The organism is Winogradskyella sp. MIT101101, from assembly GCF_047126865.1.
In the GTDB taxonomy this organism is placed as follows: Bacteria; Bacteroidota; Bacteroidia; order Flavobacteriales; family Flavobacteriaceae; genus Winogradskyella; species Winogradskyella ouciana.
This window is the reverse complement of sequence record NZ_CP138982.1, coordinates 1,059,365-1,077,826: the sequence shown is the minus strand read 5'-3', so window position 1 is coordinate 1,077,826 and position 18,462 is coordinate 1,059,365. Positions and strand designations below refer to the sequence as shown.

General features: G+C 35.0%; 18 protein-coding genes. 9 read left to right on the top strand and 9 right to left on the bottom strand.

The features are described from left to right. Positions 1–843 precede the first annotated feature (843 nt). The 5 genes from SIB89_RS05035 to SIB89_RS05015 all read right to left on the bottom strand — a co-directional run bounded on the left by SIB89_RS05035 (position 844) and on the right by SIB89_RS05015 (position 3,060). The gene (locus SIB89_RS05035; protein WP_412561409.1) at positions 844–1,170 is read right to left on the bottom strand and encodes a YegP family protein; all 327 of its coding nucleotides are present in this window, start codon (positions 1,168–1,170) and stop codon (positions 844–846) included. A gap of 311 nt (positions 1,171–1,481) precedes the next feature. Continuing rightward, entirely contained in the window at positions 1,482–1,670 is a 189-nt protein-coding gene (locus SIB89_RS05030; RefSeq protein WP_412561408.1) for a hypothetical protein, read from the bottom strand. Further along, positions 1,660–1,905 (bottom strand): hypothetical protein, encoded by a 246-nt coding sequence (locus SIB89_RS05025; protein WP_412561407.1) that lies wholly within the window; start codon positions 1,903–1,905, stop codon positions 1,660–1,662. The genes SIB89_RS05030 and SIB89_RS05025 overlap by 11 nt, the downstream gene beginning before the upstream one ends. A 4-nt stretch (positions 1,906–1,909) precedes the next feature. Further along, on the bottom strand, positions 1,910–2,305 hold the full coding sequence (locus tag SIB89_RS05020; RefSeq protein ID WP_412561406.1) for a DUF5675 family protein: 396 nt from the start codon (positions 2,303–2,305) through the stop codon (positions 1,910–1,912). Continuing rightward, positions 2,305–3,060: a hypothetical protein gene (locus SIB89_RS05015; protein WP_412561405.1), complete on the bottom strand. Its 756-nt coding sequence runs from the start codon at positions 3,058–3,060 to the stop codon at positions 2,305–2,307. The genes SIB89_RS05020 and SIB89_RS05015 overlap by 1 nt, the downstream gene beginning before the upstream one ends. Before the next feature lie 158 nt (positions 3,061–3,218). On the opposite strand from SIB89_RS05015, the gene SIB89_RS05010 reads away from it, so the two are divergent. Further along, positions 3,219–3,422 (top strand): hypothetical protein, encoded by a 204-nt coding sequence (locus SIB89_RS05010; protein WP_412561404.1) that lies wholly within the window; start codon positions 3,219–3,221, stop codon positions 3,420–3,422. 407 nt (positions 3,423–3,829) lie between these two features. Here the strand turns inward: SIB89_RS05010 and SIB89_RS05005 are convergent, their stop codons facing one another. Further along, a complete protein-coding gene (locus SIB89_RS05005) occupies positions 3,830–4,003 on the bottom strand; it encodes an SsrA-binding protein (protein ID WP_412561403.1) in 174 nt (57 codons plus the stop codon). 600 nt (positions 4,004–4,603) lie between these two features. On the opposite strand from SIB89_RS05005, the gene SIB89_RS05000 reads away from it, so the two are divergent. Continuing rightward, entirely contained in the window at positions 4,604–6,562 is a 1,959-nt protein-coding gene (locus tag SIB89_RS05000; protein ID WP_412561402.1) for an endonuclease, read from the top strand. Positions 6,563–6,646: 84 nt separating this feature from the next. Here the strand turns inward: SIB89_RS05000 and SIB89_RS04995 are convergent, their stop codons facing one another. Together SIB89_RS04995 and SIB89_RS04990 are read right to left on the bottom strand one after the other, a co-directional pair. Further along, a complete protein-coding gene (locus tag SIB89_RS04995; RefSeq protein WP_412561401.1) occupies positions 6,647–8,596 on the bottom strand; it encodes a M56 family metallopeptidase in 1,950 nt (649 codons plus the stop codon). Between the two features lie 5 nt (positions 8,597–8,601). Continuing rightward, positions 8,602–8,961, bottom strand: coding sequence for a BlaI/MecI/CopY family transcriptional regulator (locus SIB89_RS04990; RefSeq protein ID WP_155090271.1), 360 nt, complete (start codon positions 8,959–8,961; stop codon positions 8,602–8,604). A 165-nt stretch (positions 8,962–9,126) separates the two neighbouring features. Between SIB89_RS04990 and SIB89_RS04985 the strand changes: the two genes are divergently transcribed. Further along, positions 9,127–10,077 carry a calcium/sodium antiporter gene (locus tag SIB89_RS04985; RefSeq protein WP_412561400.1) on the top strand — a complete coding sequence of 317 codons (951 nt, stop codon included), beginning with the start codon at positions 9,127–9,129 and terminating at the stop codon, positions 10,075–10,077. Between the two features lie 53 nt (positions 10,078–10,130). Here the strand turns inward: SIB89_RS04985 and SIB89_RS04980 are convergent, their stop codons facing one another. Next, positions 10,131–11,147: a glutamine synthetase beta-grasp domain-containing protein gene (locus tag SIB89_RS04980; RefSeq protein WP_412561399.1), complete on the bottom strand. Its 1,017-nt coding sequence runs from the start codon at positions 11,145–11,147 to the stop codon at positions 10,131–10,133. Positions 11,148–11,322: 175 nt separating this feature from the next. Here SIB89_RS04980 and SIB89_RS04975 point away from each other — a divergent pair, with 175 nt between their 5' ends. The 6 genes from SIB89_RS04975 to prfA all read left to right on the top strand — a co-directional run bounded on the left by SIB89_RS04975 (position 11,323) and on the right by prfA (position 18,456). Beyond that, positions 11,323–13,509: a glutamine synthetase III gene (locus SIB89_RS04975; protein ID WP_412561398.1), complete on the top strand. Its 2,187-nt coding sequence runs from the start codon at positions 11,323–11,325 to the stop codon at positions 13,507–13,509. A gap of 225 nt (positions 13,510–13,734) precedes the next feature. Beyond that, complete coding sequence (locus SIB89_RS04970) at positions 13,735–13,872, top strand: hypothetical protein (RefSeq protein WP_155090275.1); 138 nt, start codon at positions 13,735–13,737, stop codon at positions 13,870–13,872. A 186-nt stretch (positions 13,873–14,058) separates the two neighbouring features. Beyond that, the gene (locus SIB89_RS04965) at positions 14,059–14,733 is read left to right on the top strand and encodes a Curli production assembly/transport component CsgG (protein ID WP_412561397.1); all 675 of its coding nucleotides are present in this window, start codon (positions 14,059–14,061) and stop codon (positions 14,731–14,733) included. Positions 14,734–14,779: 46 nt separating this feature from the next. Further along, complete coding sequence (locus tag SIB89_RS04960) at positions 14,780–15,958, top strand: AIR synthase related protein (RefSeq protein ID WP_273290947.1); 1,179 nt, start codon at positions 14,780–14,782, stop codon at positions 15,956–15,958. A 14-nt stretch (positions 15,959–15,972) separates the two neighbouring features. Then, complete coding sequence (locus SIB89_RS04955; protein ID WP_412561396.1) at positions 15,973–16,980, top strand: DUF3078 domain-containing protein; 1,008 nt, start codon at positions 15,973–15,975, stop codon at positions 16,978–16,980. Positions 16,981–17,379: 399 nt separating this feature from the next. Then, entirely contained in the window at positions 17,380–18,456 is a 1,077-nt protein-coding gene (gene prfA, locus SIB89_RS04950) for a peptide chain release factor 1 (protein ID WP_155090279.1), read from the top strand. The last annotated feature ends 6 nt before the right edge of the window (positions 18,457–18,462 follow it).

The following is an 18,462-nucleotide window of genomic DNA, read 5'->3' as shown; positions in this document are numbered from 1 at the left end:
TTCAGTTCCGCACAATACTCATTATGTCCATTTCGCACCTGCCTATCAGTCAGACGCTACATTACCATAACCAGTATGTCGCCGCCAACGCGCAATTTATCTTTTGTTTAATCTGTAGTACTAACTTCAAAATTTAGGAAGGCAGGTAATAAGGTGTTCGGCAGTCATTCCATTTAGTTCCATAGTGCATAATCAAAAACGCTTCTATCGGCGCGTTTGTGCTTACCATAAATAGCGCTACTGCGGCGTAACGTCCTCGTAGGTTCTATTTATTTGCACTATTGCACACATTACATTCCTTTCTCACCCATAGCTACTCTTGTACCTTAAAATCCAATTTTGTGTGTGCTATGCACACGCGTAGTTTATTAAGGTACAACCGCTATTTAATGTTTTGCGAGCCTGCGGGTCGCTTCGGGCTACGACCTAAAACCTATGGCAGAATTACGTTATGAGAAAACAAAACACTAAGAAATTGATTTTTAAATGACAAAAGCATAGCAGAGCTACGGTTGCAGTCATTTAAGAAAGCGCAGCGGTCAAAGTCGACGTGTTTTGTTTTAGGAATAGGAAGACAGCCATAGGCTTTAGGTCTACCGGTGTCACATTTTTTGAGATTTTCAAATGACATTTTTAAAGGTATAAAGTTCTACAATACCCTAAGTTAATTATTGTTTTCAAATAATGAAGTATCAAAAAACTGCGCCACCTAGTGTTAAACATTACCGTGAGAGTGCTCGTACCTCACACTATCACTCACAGTACCCTTGCTCATCTCGCAGGCGGCTCGCGCCTTTTGGATTACCTGCTTAAAAAAAGCAACAAAAACATATGGGCATTAAGTTATACTTCCTCAACGGGTGCTTTAGGAGCATTAGTTTTAACGGAATCAATACCATTTTCCATTCCAGATGAGCTTTCATACATTTCACTTGTTCCAATGACTTGGCCATTTGATGCTTTTAAGTTGAAATAATGTTTACCATTACTTGATTTTTTTCTATCAAATTTGCTATCATCTTGTGAATTAGTCCTAACGGATTCAATACCATTCATACAACCCGCTTTAGCAGTATAGCCTTCACTAGCTAATATTTTCTGTCCATTGCTTGCTTTCAAACGAAATCTATATTCCTTCTTAGAATCTTGATATACTTCAAATTTTGCCATAATATTTGTTATTGTTTATATCTAAATATAATAAAAAAAGGTCACAAATATAGTTGGCTTCCATCACCCACCGCCATAATGCTATAAAGCTCAAGCCACAGGTTTTGAAAAAAATAATACGCCAAAAAAGCGTACCATTTTTTTAAACCTTATTCCAAGCGCATTATTTTCCCCAAAAAGCTTGACAGCATTGCCACGCCATCAATGATATAGTTGTCTTTTTTGTTTTCAAAAAAAATATTGGAAGGGTTTGTACTAAGCTTGAAAAGTATCGCAAAAAGAAAAGAGCCTCTTTTGAAGCTCTCTCATTTCTATTTCTTTCGCATCATAAACTTTTGGTGGATTCGCTTTATTAGTATTGAAACAATATAACTTACAACAGCACCTATAATGGCCATTAAAATAGTTTTTATAATATCTTCAGAAGTGATATGAATCCAGGTTGAAGATATTGTGCCACCAATAATTGAAAATTTAAGATGCGATAAGTTATTGCTCATCCTTTTGATTAGCTTTAGGGATTTTAGCCTCGTCATCTGCAGTCACAGCTTGACTTACTGCGGTTGCAACTGTTCCGGCAACAGTCATATATGTGGCAACTGTTACGACTAAGGCAGGCAATGACACAGGAGCTGCAATTATAGCACCACCAGCGGTAGCCAATGCGATGCCAATATTTCTTAAAGTTCTGAAGAACTTTGGGGTTGGTTTTTTATAACGATCTACAATATTCATAATTTTAAGATTTAATAGTTATTAATACGTTTTCATTTCTATCGAATGCTTGGTAGCATAGCGATACCACTTTTTGAAGTAATGCTTTTGAATTATTGCCTTTTCCTATACCAGTTAACTGCGTAACAGGTGCAATACAACCACGAAGTTCCCGCTTCGCGTTATTTGCTGGGTGCAGAAGAATAAGACTTCGGTGTTTTACATTTATGATATGTAAATGATGACCGAATTTTGGCGAATACCTTGCTTTCAGCTCGTATTCGCCTTCAGGAATACAAGACACATTTCGTTGGTTGTTTAACCAGGGTAATTCAATAGCAAAACCTAAAAATTGACTATTAATGAAGAGAGCACTATTCGTGCCCTCTTCAAAATAGGTCCTATGGAGCAATACATTCATTATACAGTATCCACTCTTGCAATGGATAAGGCGTTAAATGCACCGTTTTTCAATGGGTACATTTGTCCGTTAACCTCTTGGTAGAACTCAACGCCAACAACTTGTAGTACTGGAAGTACTGAGTTGGCAGTTAGAGCTACTGAAAGATCAATAGCGGCAGTATCTGCACCATCATAAGGGAGAATGCCAGTTTCTGCACTTTCAAAAACAGAAGCTTCATTTGCGAAATCAAGTTCTGCTGCACCCATAACAATTTTAAAATGTGTTGTGCCACTTGGTGCAGCTATTCGTACCGTTGGTGCAAATGGCGCAATGTCCAAATCTACATTTCCAGCTGCACGATCATATGCAGTCACAAATGGAGCAAAAAGTGTAGCACCTAACTTACCATTGATATTGAATTCAAAGCCCAATAAAGTGTTCATATCACCATCTTCGATGGTTCTAAGTCCACGCTCGTTAACCGTATCTGTTTTAGTAACAGCAACTAGAATTTTTGTTAAACGACTTACTACTCGTTTATCTTTTGCATTCTGCAAAAGCACACGAATAGCATTTCTAATCACTTTGCCACCTTTTCCAGCACGTCCAAATTCAGAACCGTTTTCACGAGTTCTCTGAAACGCAGGATCATTTGCAATACGATTCTTATCGACACCACCTTTGTAACGTGCTAGGTGTCCGTCAGCACTTTTGTAGAAGGAAATATCACCGATAGTTCCTTTCAATTTAATAATACCAGTTTGTTTAGCCATAATGCTCTAAAATTTTGATTATGAAGCAAAAGACAGTAGTTTTATAAAAGAATTCAAAAACACCTACACATCCATTCCGATTGATTCGTTTTATGCCATTAGAATCCATATAGACGATGCTATGATGAGGTATGGACTAAGTATGGATAAAGTATCAAATGAGAATAGTAAGAGCTTGCATATACCCAAAAGATATCCAACGCATCACAGGAAGAAGTGAGCGCTACGGACGCAAGCTTTTAAATGAGATTAAAGCCCACTTTGGCAAAGAGTCATATCAATTTATTACTACGGACGAGTTCGCTGAATACAGCGGTATTAAAGAGGAAATTATTAATCAATATTTGGAGAAAGTTTCATAGTATTTAGTGTGATTTATATAGGTTTGAATCCTTGTATTTTGTATCTTTACTTTAAGATTGAAATGCAAATTAAACCATTGCAAATCAACCGATATTATAACAAATCGGTCAACACGATTTTACATAGCTTAATATAAACCGTATAAAACCTCGGTTGTTACAGTTATACTGTAATCCTGCCGTGGTCACAAAATGACAGGTTTGAATCCTGTCGAGGTCACGAATAAATACTACAAACAAAAAAACGCCAAGCTTGCTTGAGCGTTTTTTTGTTTGTTCAAGGTTTTCAATTCGGAAGTATCGGTAGATACTATTGCTGGATACAAGGTAGTCAGTTGAGAGATTATCAATTCAATAAATCAACGATTTGAATTAACTAAAGAAGTTGTCAAAAATATATTTTAAGGCTACCAATTGGTAGTCTTTTTTTCATCTAGCGCATTCATAGTAACATAAGCGCGCCAGCCTATAATAGCAAGTTGTAGTTTAGTTGCTTTGCTAAGGTCTAATTGCTTTTTGGTGTAACTTGGAAGAATCGCCTTATTGGCTTTTGCGATAAGCTTAAAGAAAGATTTTCTCATGTTGTCGATTGGATTGTAAAAGCCGCTTGATGCTTTTGCGAGTTGTCAATTACTGACAAAAATAGTAAAACTTATTCTAGAACTAAGTTCTACTTTTTAATTGGTTGTTGGTTTTAATTTAGAATACTGAAAAAATAATGTCAATAATCAATTTTGCTAATGTCATCATAATTTTTGGGTTTAGAGGTTAATAATTGTTTTCATTTTTTTGATTGAGTTTTCAATATATATAGGCAACAAATAATTCTCCAAATGTTTTCATAAAAATCGATGAAATTGCATTTATATTTATAAGTTAAATGATTGTATTTATTATAATTAATTGTGACTTACCTTCAATTAAGTTATAATTTATAATTAAAAAATGTTATTTGTATTATAAAATATAATATTTGAAGGGTGTTTTTTGAATGAATTTTTAAAACGTAGAGGCATTTCATCTTAAAAACACTCTTTTTTTAACTTTTCATGTTTTGTTGGTTTAATTGAACTGACAGATGTCATAGTATTTCTGAGCATAATTTTGTATTTACTTTTTACTATTTTGGGTTTTAACATTTAGGCAACATATAACTGCTATCTTTGTCAAAAATTTGAAATATGAAAAGGTTTTTTCTTTTGTCTTTATTGTTGTTGTCTCTTATGGGTTGGTCTCAAGTTTTAGTCATTAATGAACTTGATCCAGATTCACCGAGCACAGATGATAAAGAGTTTATTGAGTTAAAGTCGCAAACACCAAATTTTTCTACTGATGGTTATATTCTAGTATTTTTTAACGGATCAAGTAGTGGAGGTGATTCTAGTTATATGGTCATAGATTTAAATGGTTATACAACAGACAATAATGGGTTGTTGGTCATAGGAAGTGAAGGTGTGTCACCTTTTCCACAAGTTCTGATTGCTGAAAACGTAATTCAAAATGGCGCGGATGCTGTAGGTATTTACCAGGCTTCTGTTAATGATTTTCCTGAAGGTACATTGGCGACACAAACAAACCTAATTGATGCTTTGGTTTATGATACTAACGATGCTGATGATAATGACTTAATGATGCTTTTGGGTGAAACTATGCAGTATAATGACAATGGTACAAATGCTAACCCAAGATCTATTCAGCGTTTTGTTGATGGTATGGGAATGGAAACCTATTCTACGGCGACACCAACACCAAGGCGCGAAAATGATGGTTCAGGGATTCCTATTAATCCAGTTGCAATCTCTGTGGAACAGACCCAGTATGATGAAGGTGCAAGTTTTGATATCACGTTCACTTCAGAGACCAATGTCACTTCAGATTTAGATTTTACCATAAGCTTAAACAATTTTGGTTTTAATACTTCTGATTATACAGGAAATATAAATCTTACCATTCCTAATGGAGGAAATTCGACAAGCACCACAATTAATTTAATCGATGATGCAGATGATGAAGGTGACGAAGTTATCCAAATTCAATTTGTGGATTTGGTAGAGCCGATTGTGGCGTCGAATAATTTTGTTGAGGTTAGGGTAGTGGATAACGATTTTACCATGGCTGCTTGGGGAACTCCTGTGAACCCTACAACAGGAATTGTACAAAGTACACAACCAGAAGGTTATTACGATAGTTTGGACGGATTGGCTGATGCAGCTCTAAGACAAGCCTTGCAAGATATTATTGCAGACCCTACTACAGTAAGGGCGCAGACCTATGCAGATGTTATAGATATATTATTGGAGGCTGATCAGAATCCAGAAAACAGTAATCAGGTTTGGTTGCTTTATACGGAAGAAGGCAGAGCCAAATTGGATTTGCAAACCAGTAGTAGCAACGCAGGTAAATGGAATAGGGAACATACTTTTCCAAGATCGAGAGGCGGTTTTTTTGATATTGAAGAAGATGAAATAGCTGATGGTATTGATGTTTTTTGGACAACTGAAGCCGACTCGCTTCGTCATGGTAATTCGGATGCTCATGCATTGAGAGCGGCAGATGCTGCGGAGAATAGTGCACGTGGTAATCAGCACTATGGAGAATATGTTGGGCCATCGGGAACTTTGGGTAGTTTTAGAGGAGATGTGGCAAGAAGTGTATTGTATATGGAAATTCGATATAATGGATTGGAAGTGGTGAATGGCTTCCCAAATACGACAGGGCAATTGGGTGACTTGGCAACACTATTGGACTGGCACAGAAATGATCCTCCAGACGATTTTGAAATGAACAGAAATAACATTGTTTTTAATTGGCAAAAAAATAGAAATCCGTTTATAGATCAACCGCTTTTGGTGGAATATATTTGGGGAACTAATGTCGGTGATACGTGGGATCAGTCATTAAGTATTGATGATAACGAACGCTCTAAAATATCTTTATACCCTAACCCTACAAATGGAAGGCTTTATATATCGGGATTGCATAATGTTGATAGAGTAGAAGTATTTTCTGTTGAAGGAAAACGTTTAATGTATTTCAACACAGTAACTAATTATATAGACATAGACATAGCATCTGGTTTATATCTAGTAAAACTGATTAGCAATAACCACTCTGTAATTAAGAAAGTAATTAAAGAATAAAACGAAACATTGTTTTAATAGAAAAAGCCAAACTGTATATAACAGTTTGGCTTTTTCAGTTTTGATTGATTGATGAAATTATGTTTAGTTCTTTTTGGTTTTTACTATTATCACGCCGTCTTTTCCTTTATCGCCATATTTTTCTATAGCATTTTTATCCTTTAAGACTGTAACCGATTCAATTTCCTTAGCATTTAAGTCTTTAAACTTTTCTCTTGAAACCTCTTTGCCATCGACAATAAATAAAGGGCTCTTGCCGTTATCGCCAGAAATAAAAACATTGTCATCGCTGTCATCTAATTCGATAACAAAAGTATCTTCTGTGCCATCGGTCTTGGTAACCCAAACATTTTTCTTTTTTCCATTGGCAGTACTTATTTTTTCACCATTAACAATAATAGTTTCCTTTTTATCGTCTCCATCTTCATCTACAATAATTTCAATGATTTCGCCATCTTCGTCACCAGATATTACTCGTACATCTTTAGACTGCTTTATTTTCTTTAGCTTACCTTTTTTACCACGTTTTTTAACAATGACTTTTGCTTCGTGCTCATGATCTTCATCATGTTCATGGTCTTCGTGTACGTGCTCTTCGTGTTCGTCGTCAGATATTACAAAAACATTGTTTCCACTTCCGGTTTTGTGGATTTTATGCTTCCAACCGGCTTTTGTTTCATAAACATAAGTGTTGTGACCATGTTTAGCGTGGCCATTACCTATTGAAATGCTATTATTCTCTTCGTCAAATACAATCTTAATAGGTTCAATAGCTTCATCATCTGAGCTAATCTGATAATTAGTACTTGATTTTTTAGACTTGGCATCAATCTTTATGGCTGTAATCTCTCCATTATTATTGCGCTTTACACCTTTGAATTTAATAGTTAAGCCTTCTTTTTTTAGAGTCTCTTTTATTTTATCTAATTCAGAATCCGTTGTGTTTTTGTCAATAATAGTAATAGATACATCACCTAGCGTTTTCGATTTGTTTTTAACAGCTTTCGTTGTAGTTGGTGCTGTTAATCTATTTTGATTCTTCTTTGGTACATTAGCTTTATTGGAAGCAATAGCTTTGTTGCTATTGTCAAAGTTGATGTTGTTGTAGAAATCATTTAACTGAGAAGAGGCTTCATTCTGTGCAGTATTGCTCAGATTTGCTGGGTCTTCAACTTCTATTAAAATTTCCTTAGTATTAAAACTCATTAGGAAAAGTGCTAATGCTGGAAGTATCAATGCATATTTCCAGGCATTTAATCTGTTTGATTTTGATTTGTGTAACATAATTATTCTTTTTTTGATTTGTGAATTATAAAAAGTATTGGTAATCAAGAGTTTGTTTTTTGGAACACTTGATTTTAATAATACGAGTTGATAGCTTTTTTCACATTCCGAAAAATTTTGTGCTTTGTCATCTGCGATAAATTCTAAGTTTTGCTCTATTTCTTTTTTGTAAAGCCAAATAAATGGGTTGAACCAAAACACTACACAAGCCAATTGCGTTATCATAATATCAATAGAGTGCAGTTCTTTGGCGTGGGCTTTTTCATGATTTAATATGTGCTCTAACTCTTCATTAGAGTATTTGTTTGGGTTATAAACTATCCAATTAAAAAATGAAAAAGGCGGAATGTCGTTATCAGTTTCTATCAATATATATGAGCCATTTTTAAAATAGCTATGCCTGTTAAACAGTAATTTAAGCGAGGCCAGTTCTATCAAAAGTTTGCTGAAAAAGAATGCAACGCCTATACCATAGATCATAAATGAAAATTGTAACCAATCAAATTTCGTTGCGTTTTTGGATATGCCTTGTCCTTCAGTCCCAATATCAAAAGTTGCTGAAGCTTCGACAAGCACAGGAGTATATTCTATATAAATAGGTATGATAACGAGCGGAAGGGCAATAGCAGTAACTAAACCTGTTATAAGATAGAGACGATTGGTTTGAAAGAAGGTCTCTCGCTGTAGCATTAATTTATAAAAAAGGTAAAATATGAAAACTACGGCCGATGCTTTTAATAAATATTCCATAGTCATTATTTTTTATTTTCAATTAATTCAATAATTTCCTTAAGCTCGTCAACACTTATTTTCTCTTCTTTAGCAAAGAAAGAAACCACATTTTTATATGAGCTATTAAAATAATGGTCAATCGCAGTGTTCATAAATCTTTTTTTGTAATCTTCCTTAGATACAATTGGGTAGTACTGATGTGTTTTTCCAAATGCATTGTAGCTCACATATCCTTTGTCCTCTAGATTTCTAATAATCGTGGATAGGGTGTTGTAGTGAGGTTTATCGTCTTTAATTTCTGAAAGTACATCCTTTACAAAGGCTTTTTCTAACCTCCACAGAATGTGCATAATCTCCTCTTCCTTATTTGTTAGTTTTTGCATTGACTAATTAAATTTCATTGTGATGAATTCAAATATAACTATTTTTGTAGTTATATAACTAAAATAGTAGTTATTTAACGAAATTTTTAGTTTTTTCTTGCTTTAATAATGAAATGTTATCTTCGCGACTCTAATAAAAGAGGTGATTAAATAATTAATTGATACATGAGCGTATTCCTTGTTATAGCTGGTTTAGCATTGTTGGTAATTGGTGGTGATTTTTTGGTAAGGGCTTCGGTTGGCTTGTCTTTTAAGCTAAAGATTTCAAAACTCGTTATTGGTATGACAGTTGTGTCTTTTGCCACGTCTGCACCAGAACTTTTGGTGAGTTTACAAGCGGCCTTTGATGGTATTTCTGATATTGCCTTAGGTAATGTTATCGGTTCTAATATTGCTAATATTGGTTTGGTTTTAGGGATTACAGCAATCATTTCACCGTTGACAGTGGATAGGGATTTTTACAAGTACAATTGGCCTATGATGATGCTGGCTTCCTTTGTGCTGTATTACTTTTTGAAGAATGACCAAGTTTTAACGGCAATTGAAGGTGCTATAATGTTTGCTTCGTTGATTATGTTTCTTTTTCTTTTAATTAGAAGCTCGAGAAAATTAACTAAAGCCAAATTAGATGAAATCGATGATGGGCTTGCCGTTGTATCAAATTTTAAAATCGTAATGTGGCTTATAATTGGTGCAGCTGGCTTGTACTATGGCTCTGAATGGCTGGTAGAAGGCGCTAAGCGATTAGCGGCAGCTGTAGGAATTAGTGATTATGCTATATCTGTTACGGTAATAGCAATTGGTACAAGCGTACCGGAATTAGCAGCATCTGTTATTGCGGCTTTAAAGAAAGAAAAAGCTATTTCGTTAGGGAATTTAATCGGATCTAATATTTTCAATATCGCTTCGGTCTTAGGTTTAACGGCTATTGTAAAACCTATCGTTGTTAATCCTCAAACACCAGAAATATTATCAACAAACATATTTTGGATGATTGCTTTTGCGGCTGTCCTAGTGCCTTTGATGCTGATTCCAAAGCAATTTATAATTAGCCGATATAAAGGGATGTTGTTGTTTGGGGCTTATCTTGTTTTTATATATATAACACTACAATAAAAAAAAGCCTGCTAAAAAGCAGGCTTCTTAATTATATATTGAATTGACAAGACTTAAACATCAGCACTTTTTACAGTTTTGATAATTCTACCTGCAATTTTATACGGATCGCCATTAGAAGCAGGCCTTCTGTCTTCTAACCAACCTTTCCAGCCTTTTTCAACTGTAATAATTGGAATACGGATAGAAGCTCCTCTGTCTGAGATGCCATAACTAAAATCGTGAATAGATGCCGTTTCATGTAAACCGGTTAAACGTTGGTCGTTAAACTCACCGTAAACTTCAATATGCTCTTTTACGACAGGTCTAAAAGCTTCACAGATTTTTTCATATATCTCTTGACTTCCGCAAGTTCTTAGCGTTGTATTAGAGAAATTAGCGTGCATACCTGAGCCATTCCAGTCCATATCCTTACCTAAAGGTTTAGGGTGGTATTCTATATAGTAGCCATATTGTTCAGTTAGTCTGTCTAACAAATATCTGGCAACCCAGATTTCGTCACCTGCTTTTTTGGCACCTTTTGCAAATAATTGAAATTCCCATTGACCAGAAGCAACCTCTTGATTGATACCTTCAAAGTTTAGTCCTGCAGCAATACAAAGATCTGCATGCTCCTCAACTAAATCTCTTCCGTGAGTGTTTTTCCCACCAACAGAGCAATAGTACATTCCTTGAGGTGCAGGATAGCCTCCAATAGGAAATCCTAAAGGTAATTGTGTCTGTGTGTCCATAATAAAGTACTCTTGCTCAAAACCAAACCAGAAATCATTATCATTATCATCAATGGTTGCTCTACCATTAGACTCATGCGGTGTTCCGTCTGCATTTAAAACTTCAGTCATTACTAGGTAACCATTTTTTCTAGCAGGATCAGGATAAATAGCAACAGGCTTTAATAAGCAATCTGAAGATCCACCTTCAGCTTGTCTCGTTGAACTCCCATCAAAAGACCAGATTTCGCAATCTTCTAGTTTTCCACTAAAGTCTTCTACTACTTTAGTTTTACTTCTCATGTTTTGAGTAGGCTTATAACCATCAAGCCAGATATACTCTAATTTAGATTTACTCATCGTAATAATATTTAACAAATTGACACTGCAAATATTGTGTTTTTTTTCAATAGGTCAAAAAAAATAGGGGTTTTTAGATGAAATGTTATTAATAATTGTTGACAACCCTATTTTTAGTAGGGTATATTTCTTAAATATTTAATAATTCTTATTTTTGCATCAAATAAATAAGAATATGTCAACACTAAGATTTAATGCAGTAAAAGAATCCTTAAAAAGAAAACCTCTTAAGGTAAAGGAATACAAACGTCGTTCAGAGGTCTTCGGCTCTAATGTTTTTAATGAGACAGCAATGCGTCAATATTTGACCAAAGATGCTTTATCTGGAATTCTAGAGGCTGTTGAGAAAGGTAAAAAGATAGATCGTGTAGTAGCTGATCATATTTCCACAGGAATGAAAGAATGGGCAATCTCAAAAGGTGCAACACACTACACACATTGGTTTCAACCTTTAACGGGAGCAACGGCAGAAAAACACGATGCTTTCTTTGAAACTATCGGAGATGGTATGGCGATTGAAAAATTTGGAGGAGGGCAATTGGTACAACAAGAACCTGACGCATCCAGTTTTCCACATGGTGGCATAAGAAATACGTTTGAAGCTAGAGGATATACAGCTTGGGACCCAACATCACCTGCTTTTATATATGGTACAACATTATGTATCCCAACAGTTTTTGTGGCCTATACAGGTGAAGCCTTGGATTATAAAACACCATTGTTACGAGCACTTCAGGCCGTGGATAATGCAGCGGTTGATGTTTGTAAGTACTTTGATAAGAATGTAAAAAAGGTAAATGCGTCTCTAGGTTGGGAACAAGAATACTTCTTAATAGATAATGCACTTGCAGCATCACGACCAGATATTGTACTGACAGGTAGAACGCTTTTGGGCCATTCACCAGCGAAAGGTCAACAGCTCGATGACCATTATTTTGGTACCATACCAAATAGAGCCATGTCGTATATGCGCGATTTGGAAAACGAATGTATGCTTTTGGGTATTCCTGTTAAGACAAGACATAATGAAGTGGCTCCAAATCAATTTGAACTCGCTCCTATATATGAGGAAGCGAATTTAGCGGTAGACCATAACTCGTTGTTAATGGATGTAATGCACAAAGTTGCCGAACGTCATAGTCTAAAAGTATTGATGCACGAAAAACCTTTTGCAGGTGTCAACGGGTCTGGCAAACATAATAACTGGAGTCTGAGTACAGATACTGGAGTAAACCTGTTATCACCAGGGAAAACACCAATGAGTAATCTTCAGTTTTTAACTTTTTTCATTAATACCATTAAGGCAGTTCAAACTCATGAAGAATTGTTGAGGGCAGCAATTGCGTCTGCAAGTAATGACCATAGGTTGGGTGCAAATGAAGCTCCACCTGCTATTATATCTGTATTCATAGGCGCACAATTGACAAAAGTTCTCGAGGAACTGAAAACCGTTACCAAAGGAAAATTATCTCCACAGGAGAAAACGGATTTAAAACTGAACGTGGTTGGTAAAATACCTGAGATATTGTTAGATAATACTGATAGAAATAGAACCTCGCCTTTTGCCTTTACTGGTAATAAATTCGAATTTAGAGCTGTTGGCTCAACGGCTAACTGTGCTAATCCTATGACAGTTTTAAATACAATTGTTGCAAAACAATTGATAGATTTTAAAGCTGAAGTAGATGCCTTGATTGATAAAAAGACCATGAAAAAGGATGACGCTATTTTTAACGTGCTGAGAGAGTATATTAAAACATCAAAGAGCATTCTTTTTGAAGGTAATGGGTATAGCGAAGAATGGGAAAAGGAAGCTAAAAAGCGTGGATTGAGTAATAATAAAACCACTCCTGAAGCTCTAAAAGTAAAGGTGGCTAAACCATCTCTTGAACTTTTTGAGAGCATGGGAGTTATGAATAAGGTTGAGGCGCAGGCACGTTACGAGATTGAAATGGAAGAATATATTCTTCACATTCAAATTGAAAGTAGGGTTCTTGGTGATATTGCCAGAAATCATGTGGTACCGACTGCCGTGAGATATCAAAACATATTGATTGAAAACGTCACAGGGCTTAAGACCATTTATGGCTCTAAATTTAAGGACTTTGCAAAGGAGCAACTCGCATTGATTGAACAAATTTCGCAACACATTGAAGCTATAAATTCATTAGTAACCAAAATGACAGATGAAAGAAGGTCATTGAATAAGCAAACCAATATTGAAAAGAAAGCCAATGGCTATAGTTTAAAGGTGAAATCCTTATTTGATGAAATTAGATATCATAGTGATAAATTAGAACTTATGATTGATGATGAGCTGTGGCCATTGACAAAATATAGAGAGCTGTTGTTTACCAAATAGCATATTATTGCTATAAAGTGTTAATGAAGTCATAATTATATCTTAACATATACGTAATAATACGTAGTTGACTAAGTTTTAAATTATAGGTTTTGTGCAGTTCGTCGATTGCATCTGCCTAATTGTCGAAAAGCCTATGTATTGTTGTTAAAAAACAGTGATTCTGCATCTTTACAATGAGTAAATTTAGTATGTTTGTAGTGCTATTAATCAATATTTGTAAAAATGAAGAAGTTACTACTCAGTGTAGCTATTCTTGTGGGCGCGACATTAATTCTTTCTCAGGATAATTCTGAAAATATAAAAGATGTTGTCAAAGATGAGGTTGTAAATGTTCAGCCAGAGCTACAGACGGAATCTTAAAACCTAAGATAATACTAAAAGGCAAAATTGTCAATTTAGAATAAAATAGGATAAAACCAGCTTGTTTGGTTTTATCCTATTTTATTAGCTAAATATTAGATTTTTTTACGTTTTGAATAATATTTTTCTATATTGCGCAGCTCCATAATCTTAAATGACGTAGGCTTATTTACTAACTAAGGTTATATGATTACAAAATATAAATACGTTTTTCTGATAGCAGTTTTGGCTGTTTTTGGACTTGATTTTGCGAACGCCCAAGAACAAAAGGAGGAAGGTAAGAAAGACAATGAGAAATTATATAGGCAACTAGAGTTTTTTAACTTAAGGGGCACTAATGCGGTTGATATGGCTATTGGCGCATCCCTTATCACTGGTGATTTCCCTCAACCAGAAGCTGATATTTACTTCAAAATAGGCTACAAACGCTTCATCACTGAGCAAATAGGAATTAGCTTTACTTACAATAAATACAATCTGGCATTTAACGATGCTTTCCATCAAGGGTTTATGTCTTTTGATTTAAATCTCGAATATTTAATAAGCCCATATACTAGTATCAGTCCTTTTATTTATGGTGGCTATGGCTACAATGCCGACAACGATTTTGAGACTACTGGTGCTAAAGTACAAGGTGGTTTGGGTATTGAGTTTGTACCATTAGATAAAGTTGGCATAAAATTATTTGGGGAATACAACTACGTAACGTCCAATGAGGCCAATCCTATTATAATGGAAGAAAGTAACATTAGTTTTTTTAGAGTTGGAATAGGAGTAAACCTCTATTTTGGTGGTGGAAAGAAGAAAGAAAAGCTGCTCGAAGAAGTGGATACAGTTATTAAATCAAATTATATCAAATAATAAATATCAATTCTTACTTTTGCAGTACCAAGTATAAAATTCTTCAATGGGTAATTCGGTAAGCAAAAGATATGCACAGAGAGGCGTTTCAGCCTCTAAAGAAGATGTGCACAATGCCATAAAAAATATAGACAAGGGCTTATTTCCTAAAGCCTTTTGTAAAATAGTTCCTGATTATTTAACCAATGACGACGAGTATTGTCTTATAATGCATGCTGATGGTGCTGGTACAAAATCATCGTTGGCGTATATGTATTGGAAAGAAACCGGAGATATTACCGTATGGAAAGGTATTGCCCAAGACGCCTTGATTATGAATATTGATGATTTACTTTGTGTTGGTGCAGTTGATAATATTATGTTGTCATCGACTATAGGAAGAAATAAAAATTTAATTCCAGGAGAGATTATTTCTGCGATTATAAACGGTACTGAGGAATTAATTGAAGATTTAAAAAACTTCGGAGTTACAATTCATTCTACTGGTGGTGAAACTGCAGATGTTGGTGACTTGGTAAGAACAATAATTGTAGATTCTACTGTAACTGCGCGTATGAAGCGTAGTGATGTTATTGATAATGCTAATATTTCTGAAGATGATGTTATCGTAGGATTAGAATCTTTCGGACAAGCCACATACGAAACCGAATATAACGGAGGTATGGGGAGCAATGGCTTAACGTCTGCAAGACATGATGTGTTTTCAAAATACTTGGCCAAAAAATATCCTGAAAGCTTTGATGCAGCCGTACCAGAAGACTTAGTGTATTCAGGAAATACAAAACTTACAGACTCAGTTGAGGATTCCCCAATTGATGCAGGCAAATTGGTATTATCACCAACAAGGACTTATGCGCCTATCATAAAGGCTATATTAAATAAATACAAGAGTGATTCCATTCACGGAATGATTCACTGTAGTGGTGGTGCTCAGACAAAGATTCTTCACTTCATAGACAATCTTCATATTGTAAAAGATAATATGTTTAGTATTCCTCCGTTGTTCAAACTTATACAAGAACAATCAAAAACCGACTGGAAAGAAATGTATCAAGTATTTAATTGTGGTCATCGTATGGAGCTCTATGTAAAACCAGATGTAGCTGAGGACATCATCGCTATTTCAAAATCCTTTAATGTCAATGCAAAGGTCATTGGTAGAGTAGAGGCTTCAAAAACAAAACAACTTACTATTAAAAGCGAATACGGTACGTTTTCCTATTAAAATAAATTTTTGGCATGCATAGTTATTTTAGATACCTACTGACGGTATGCATCATCTTTGTTTCAACTATAGTATCGGCACAACCAGATTCCTTATTCTTTAAAAAGAAAACGAATGCTGATATACAATTGGGTTGGCGTACTAAAAAAGAAGCCGGACTTTACCTTAACCAAGTTTCTTTTACCAACTGGAATGCTGGAGGTACCAATTCCATTTCCGGAATCATAAGCGGAAAGGCATCAGCAAAATACAAACAAGAGAAATATTTTTGGAATTCGTCCATAAATATGCGCTACGGTTTAAACAAGCAAGAAGGCGAATCCGTTTTTAAAACTGAGGATGTCATAGAGGTCATTTCCAACTTCGGACTCGAAAAAGACCCTCAAAGCAATTGGTTTTATTCAGCTAGGTTTAGTTTTAATACACAATTCTCAAATGGATTTAACTACCCGAATAGAGATGAGCCAATTTCAAGATTTATGGCACCAGGCTATATGTTTCTTGGTTTAGGTATGGAATATGGAAGGCATATTGAGCGTATGTCCTTTTACGCCTCGCCATTTACTTTAAAAACGACATTTGTGTTAGATGAAGATTTGGCTAATAGAGGAGCATTTGGTGTAGATCCTGCAATCTATGATATGGAGGGTAATATTCTTCAAAATGGACAAAAGATAAGAAGGGAGTTGGGCATATTACTGACCAATCAGTTTGAGGAAGAATTGTTCGAAAATATAAAAGTGAATAGCTTATTACGTCTCTATACGGATTACCTCAATAGTTTTGGTAATATTGATATTGATTGGGAACTGAACATAGATATGAAAGTAAATCAATATGTTAAAGCTACATTTGGGTCCCATTTACGATATGACAATGACATTAAAAATAAAGTTGAAATCAACGAAATGACCAATGAGGAAATTTTAATTGAAGGGCCAAGGCTACAATGGAAACAAATTCTAGGTGTAGGTGTTGTTGTGGATTTAGATAACATTATTGGAGTAGTCAGTAAGTCTTAGATAAATCCTTTTATAAGAAGTAAAAAAGTACAGGTGATGACACTATCCAAAATAAAAATAGTGCCAAAAAACTTCAGATTAGAAACGCCTCTTATTCTATAGAATTTTAAACGTTGCCTTAGCTTTCTGTCACTGATCATTATCCACAATAAAAAAACCAAAAACAATTTAGTGCAGAGCGCTAATATTAATTCAGGATTAATAATAGTAATAGCCAAGGTCACTAAAAATGACCATAAAGCAAGCGGCTTGTAATAGTTTAGTATGGACCTTAACTGCCTAAGCATATAATATACAACGCTAAAACAATTAAAAATATTTTCTTAATTCTGTACAAAATACAGTTCCAATAAAATCCATAAAAAATCGTACTTTTGAAATTCAATTTTTTGAAGATAGATGTTAGAGAAAATACAGATTGTAAAACAGCGATTCGATGAGGTTAATGACCTTATTATTCAACCCGATATTATATCAGATCAACAGCGTTATACTAAGCTGATGAAAGAATATAAAGATCTTAAGCTCATTGTAGATAAAGGAGAAGCTTATAAAGAAGCTTTGGAAAATCTTTCAGAAGCTGAAGAAATTATTGCTGATGGTTCTGATGATGAAATGGTAGAAATGGCAAAAATGCAACTCGAAGAAGCCAAGGAGTCTATAGAGAAATTAGAAGAAGAGATTCGTTTTATGCTAATACCAAAAGACCCAGATGATGCTAAAAATGTGGTGGTAGAAGTACGTGCCGGAACAGGTGGAGACGAAGCCAGTATTTTTGCAGGTGATTTGTTTAGAATGTATTCAAAATACTGTAGTGATAAAGGCTGGAAGGTCGATGTAGTATCTCAAAGTGATGGTACCTCTGGCGGATTTAAAGAAATTATATTTGAAGTTTCTGGTGAAGATGTGTATGGAACTTTAAAGTTTGAAGCAGGTGTTCATCGCGTACAACGTGTACCGCAAACAGAAACTCAAGGTCGTGTGCATACCAGTGCAGCAACCGTTATGGTATTACCAGAAGCAGAAGAAATTGATTTTGAACTCGATATGACAGAAGTACGTATAGAGCGTACAACATCAACAGGTCCAGGAGGTCAGTCGGTAAATACTACATATTCAGCAATTAAGTTGCACCATGAGCCAACAGGTATGATTGTGAGCTGCCAAGATCAAAAATCATCACATAAAAATTTAGAGAAAGCTTTAAAGGTTTTACGATCGCGTTTGTACGAAAGAGAGCTCGAAAAGCAACGAGAAGAAGATTCTGCTAAACGAAAAAGTATGGTGAGTTCTGGAGATAGAAGTGCTAAAATTAGAACTTATAATTATGCTCAAGGACGTGTTACGGACCATAGAATCGGATTAACCCTTTATGATTTATCAAATATCATTGATGGCGATATTCAGAAAATAATAGACGAATTAATGCTGGCTGAAAACACAGAGTTGTTAAAAGCTAGTGATGATGTAATTTAAATACAA

Bases quoted from the DNA above. Each gene is read 5' to 3' on its own strand.
- SIB89_RS05015 (WP_412561405.1), bottom strand. From the start codon at position 3,060: ATGGCTAAACAAACTGGTATTATTAAATTGAAAGGAACTATCGGTGAT.
- SIB89_RS04965 (WP_412561397.1), top strand. From the start codon at position 14,059: ATGATTACAAAATATAAATACGTTTTTCTGATAGCAGTTTTGGCTGTT.
- SIB89_RS05005 (WP_412561403.1), bottom strand. From the start codon at position 4,003: ATGAGAAAATCTTTCTTTAAGCTTATCGCAAAAGCCAATAAGGCGATT.
- SIB89_RS04995 (WP_412561401.1), bottom strand. From the start codon at position 8,596: ATGGAATATTTATTAAAAGCATCGGCCGTAGTTTTCATATTTTACCTT.
- SIB89_RS04975 (WP_412561398.1), top strand. From the start codon at position 11,323: ATGTCAACACTAAGATTTAATGCAGTAAAAGAATCCTTAAAAAGAAAA.
- SIB89_RS05000 (WP_412561402.1), top strand. From the start codon at position 4,604: ATGAAAAGGTTTTTTCTTTTGTCTTTATTGTTGTTGTCTCTTATGGGT.
- SIB89_RS04960 (WP_273290947.1), top strand. From the start codon at position 14,780: ATGGGTAATTCGGTAAGCAAAAGATATGCACAGAGAGGCGTTTCAGCC.
- SIB89_RS04955 (WP_412561396.1), top strand. From the start codon at position 15,973: ATGCATAGTTATTTTAGATACCTACTGACGGTATGCATCATCTTTGTT.
- SIB89_RS04990 (WP_155090271.1), bottom strand. From the start codon at position 8,961: ATGCAAAAACTAACAAATAAGGAAGAGGAGATTATGCACATTCTGTGG.
- SIB89_RS05030 (WP_412561408.1), bottom strand. From the start codon at position 1,670: ATGAGCAATAACTTATCGCATCTTAAATTTTCAATTATTGGTGGCACA.
- SIB89_RS05035 (WP_412561409.1), bottom strand. From the start codon at position 1,170: ATGGCAAAATTTGAAGTATATCAAGATTCTAAGAAGGAATATAGATTT.
- SIB89_RS04980 (WP_412561399.1), bottom strand. From the start codon at position 11,147: ATGAGTAAATCTAAATTAGAGTATATCTGGCTTGATGGTTATAAGCCT.
- SIB89_RS05025 (WP_412561407.1), bottom strand. From the start codon at position 1,905: ATGAATATTGTAGATCGTTATAAAAAACCAACCCCAAAGTTCTTCAGA.
- SIB89_RS04970 (WP_155090275.1), top strand. From the start codon at position 13,735: ATGAAGAAGTTACTACTCAGTGTAGCTATTCTTGTGGGCGCGACATTA.
- SIB89_RS05010 (WP_412561404.1), top strand. From the start codon at position 3,219: ATGAGAATAGTAAGAGCTTGCATATACCCAAAAGATATCCAACGCATC.
- SIB89_RS05020 (WP_412561406.1), bottom strand. From the start codon at position 2,305: ATGAATGTATTGCTCCATAGGACCTATTTTGAAGAGGGCACGAATAGT.
- SIB89_RS04985 (WP_412561400.1), top strand. From the start codon at position 9,127: ATGAGCGTATTCCTTGTTATAGCTGGTTTAGCATTGTTGGTAATTGGT.
- prfA (WP_155090279.1), top strand. From the start codon at position 17,380: ATGTTAGAGAAAATACAGATTGTAAAACAGCGATTCGATGAGGTTAAT.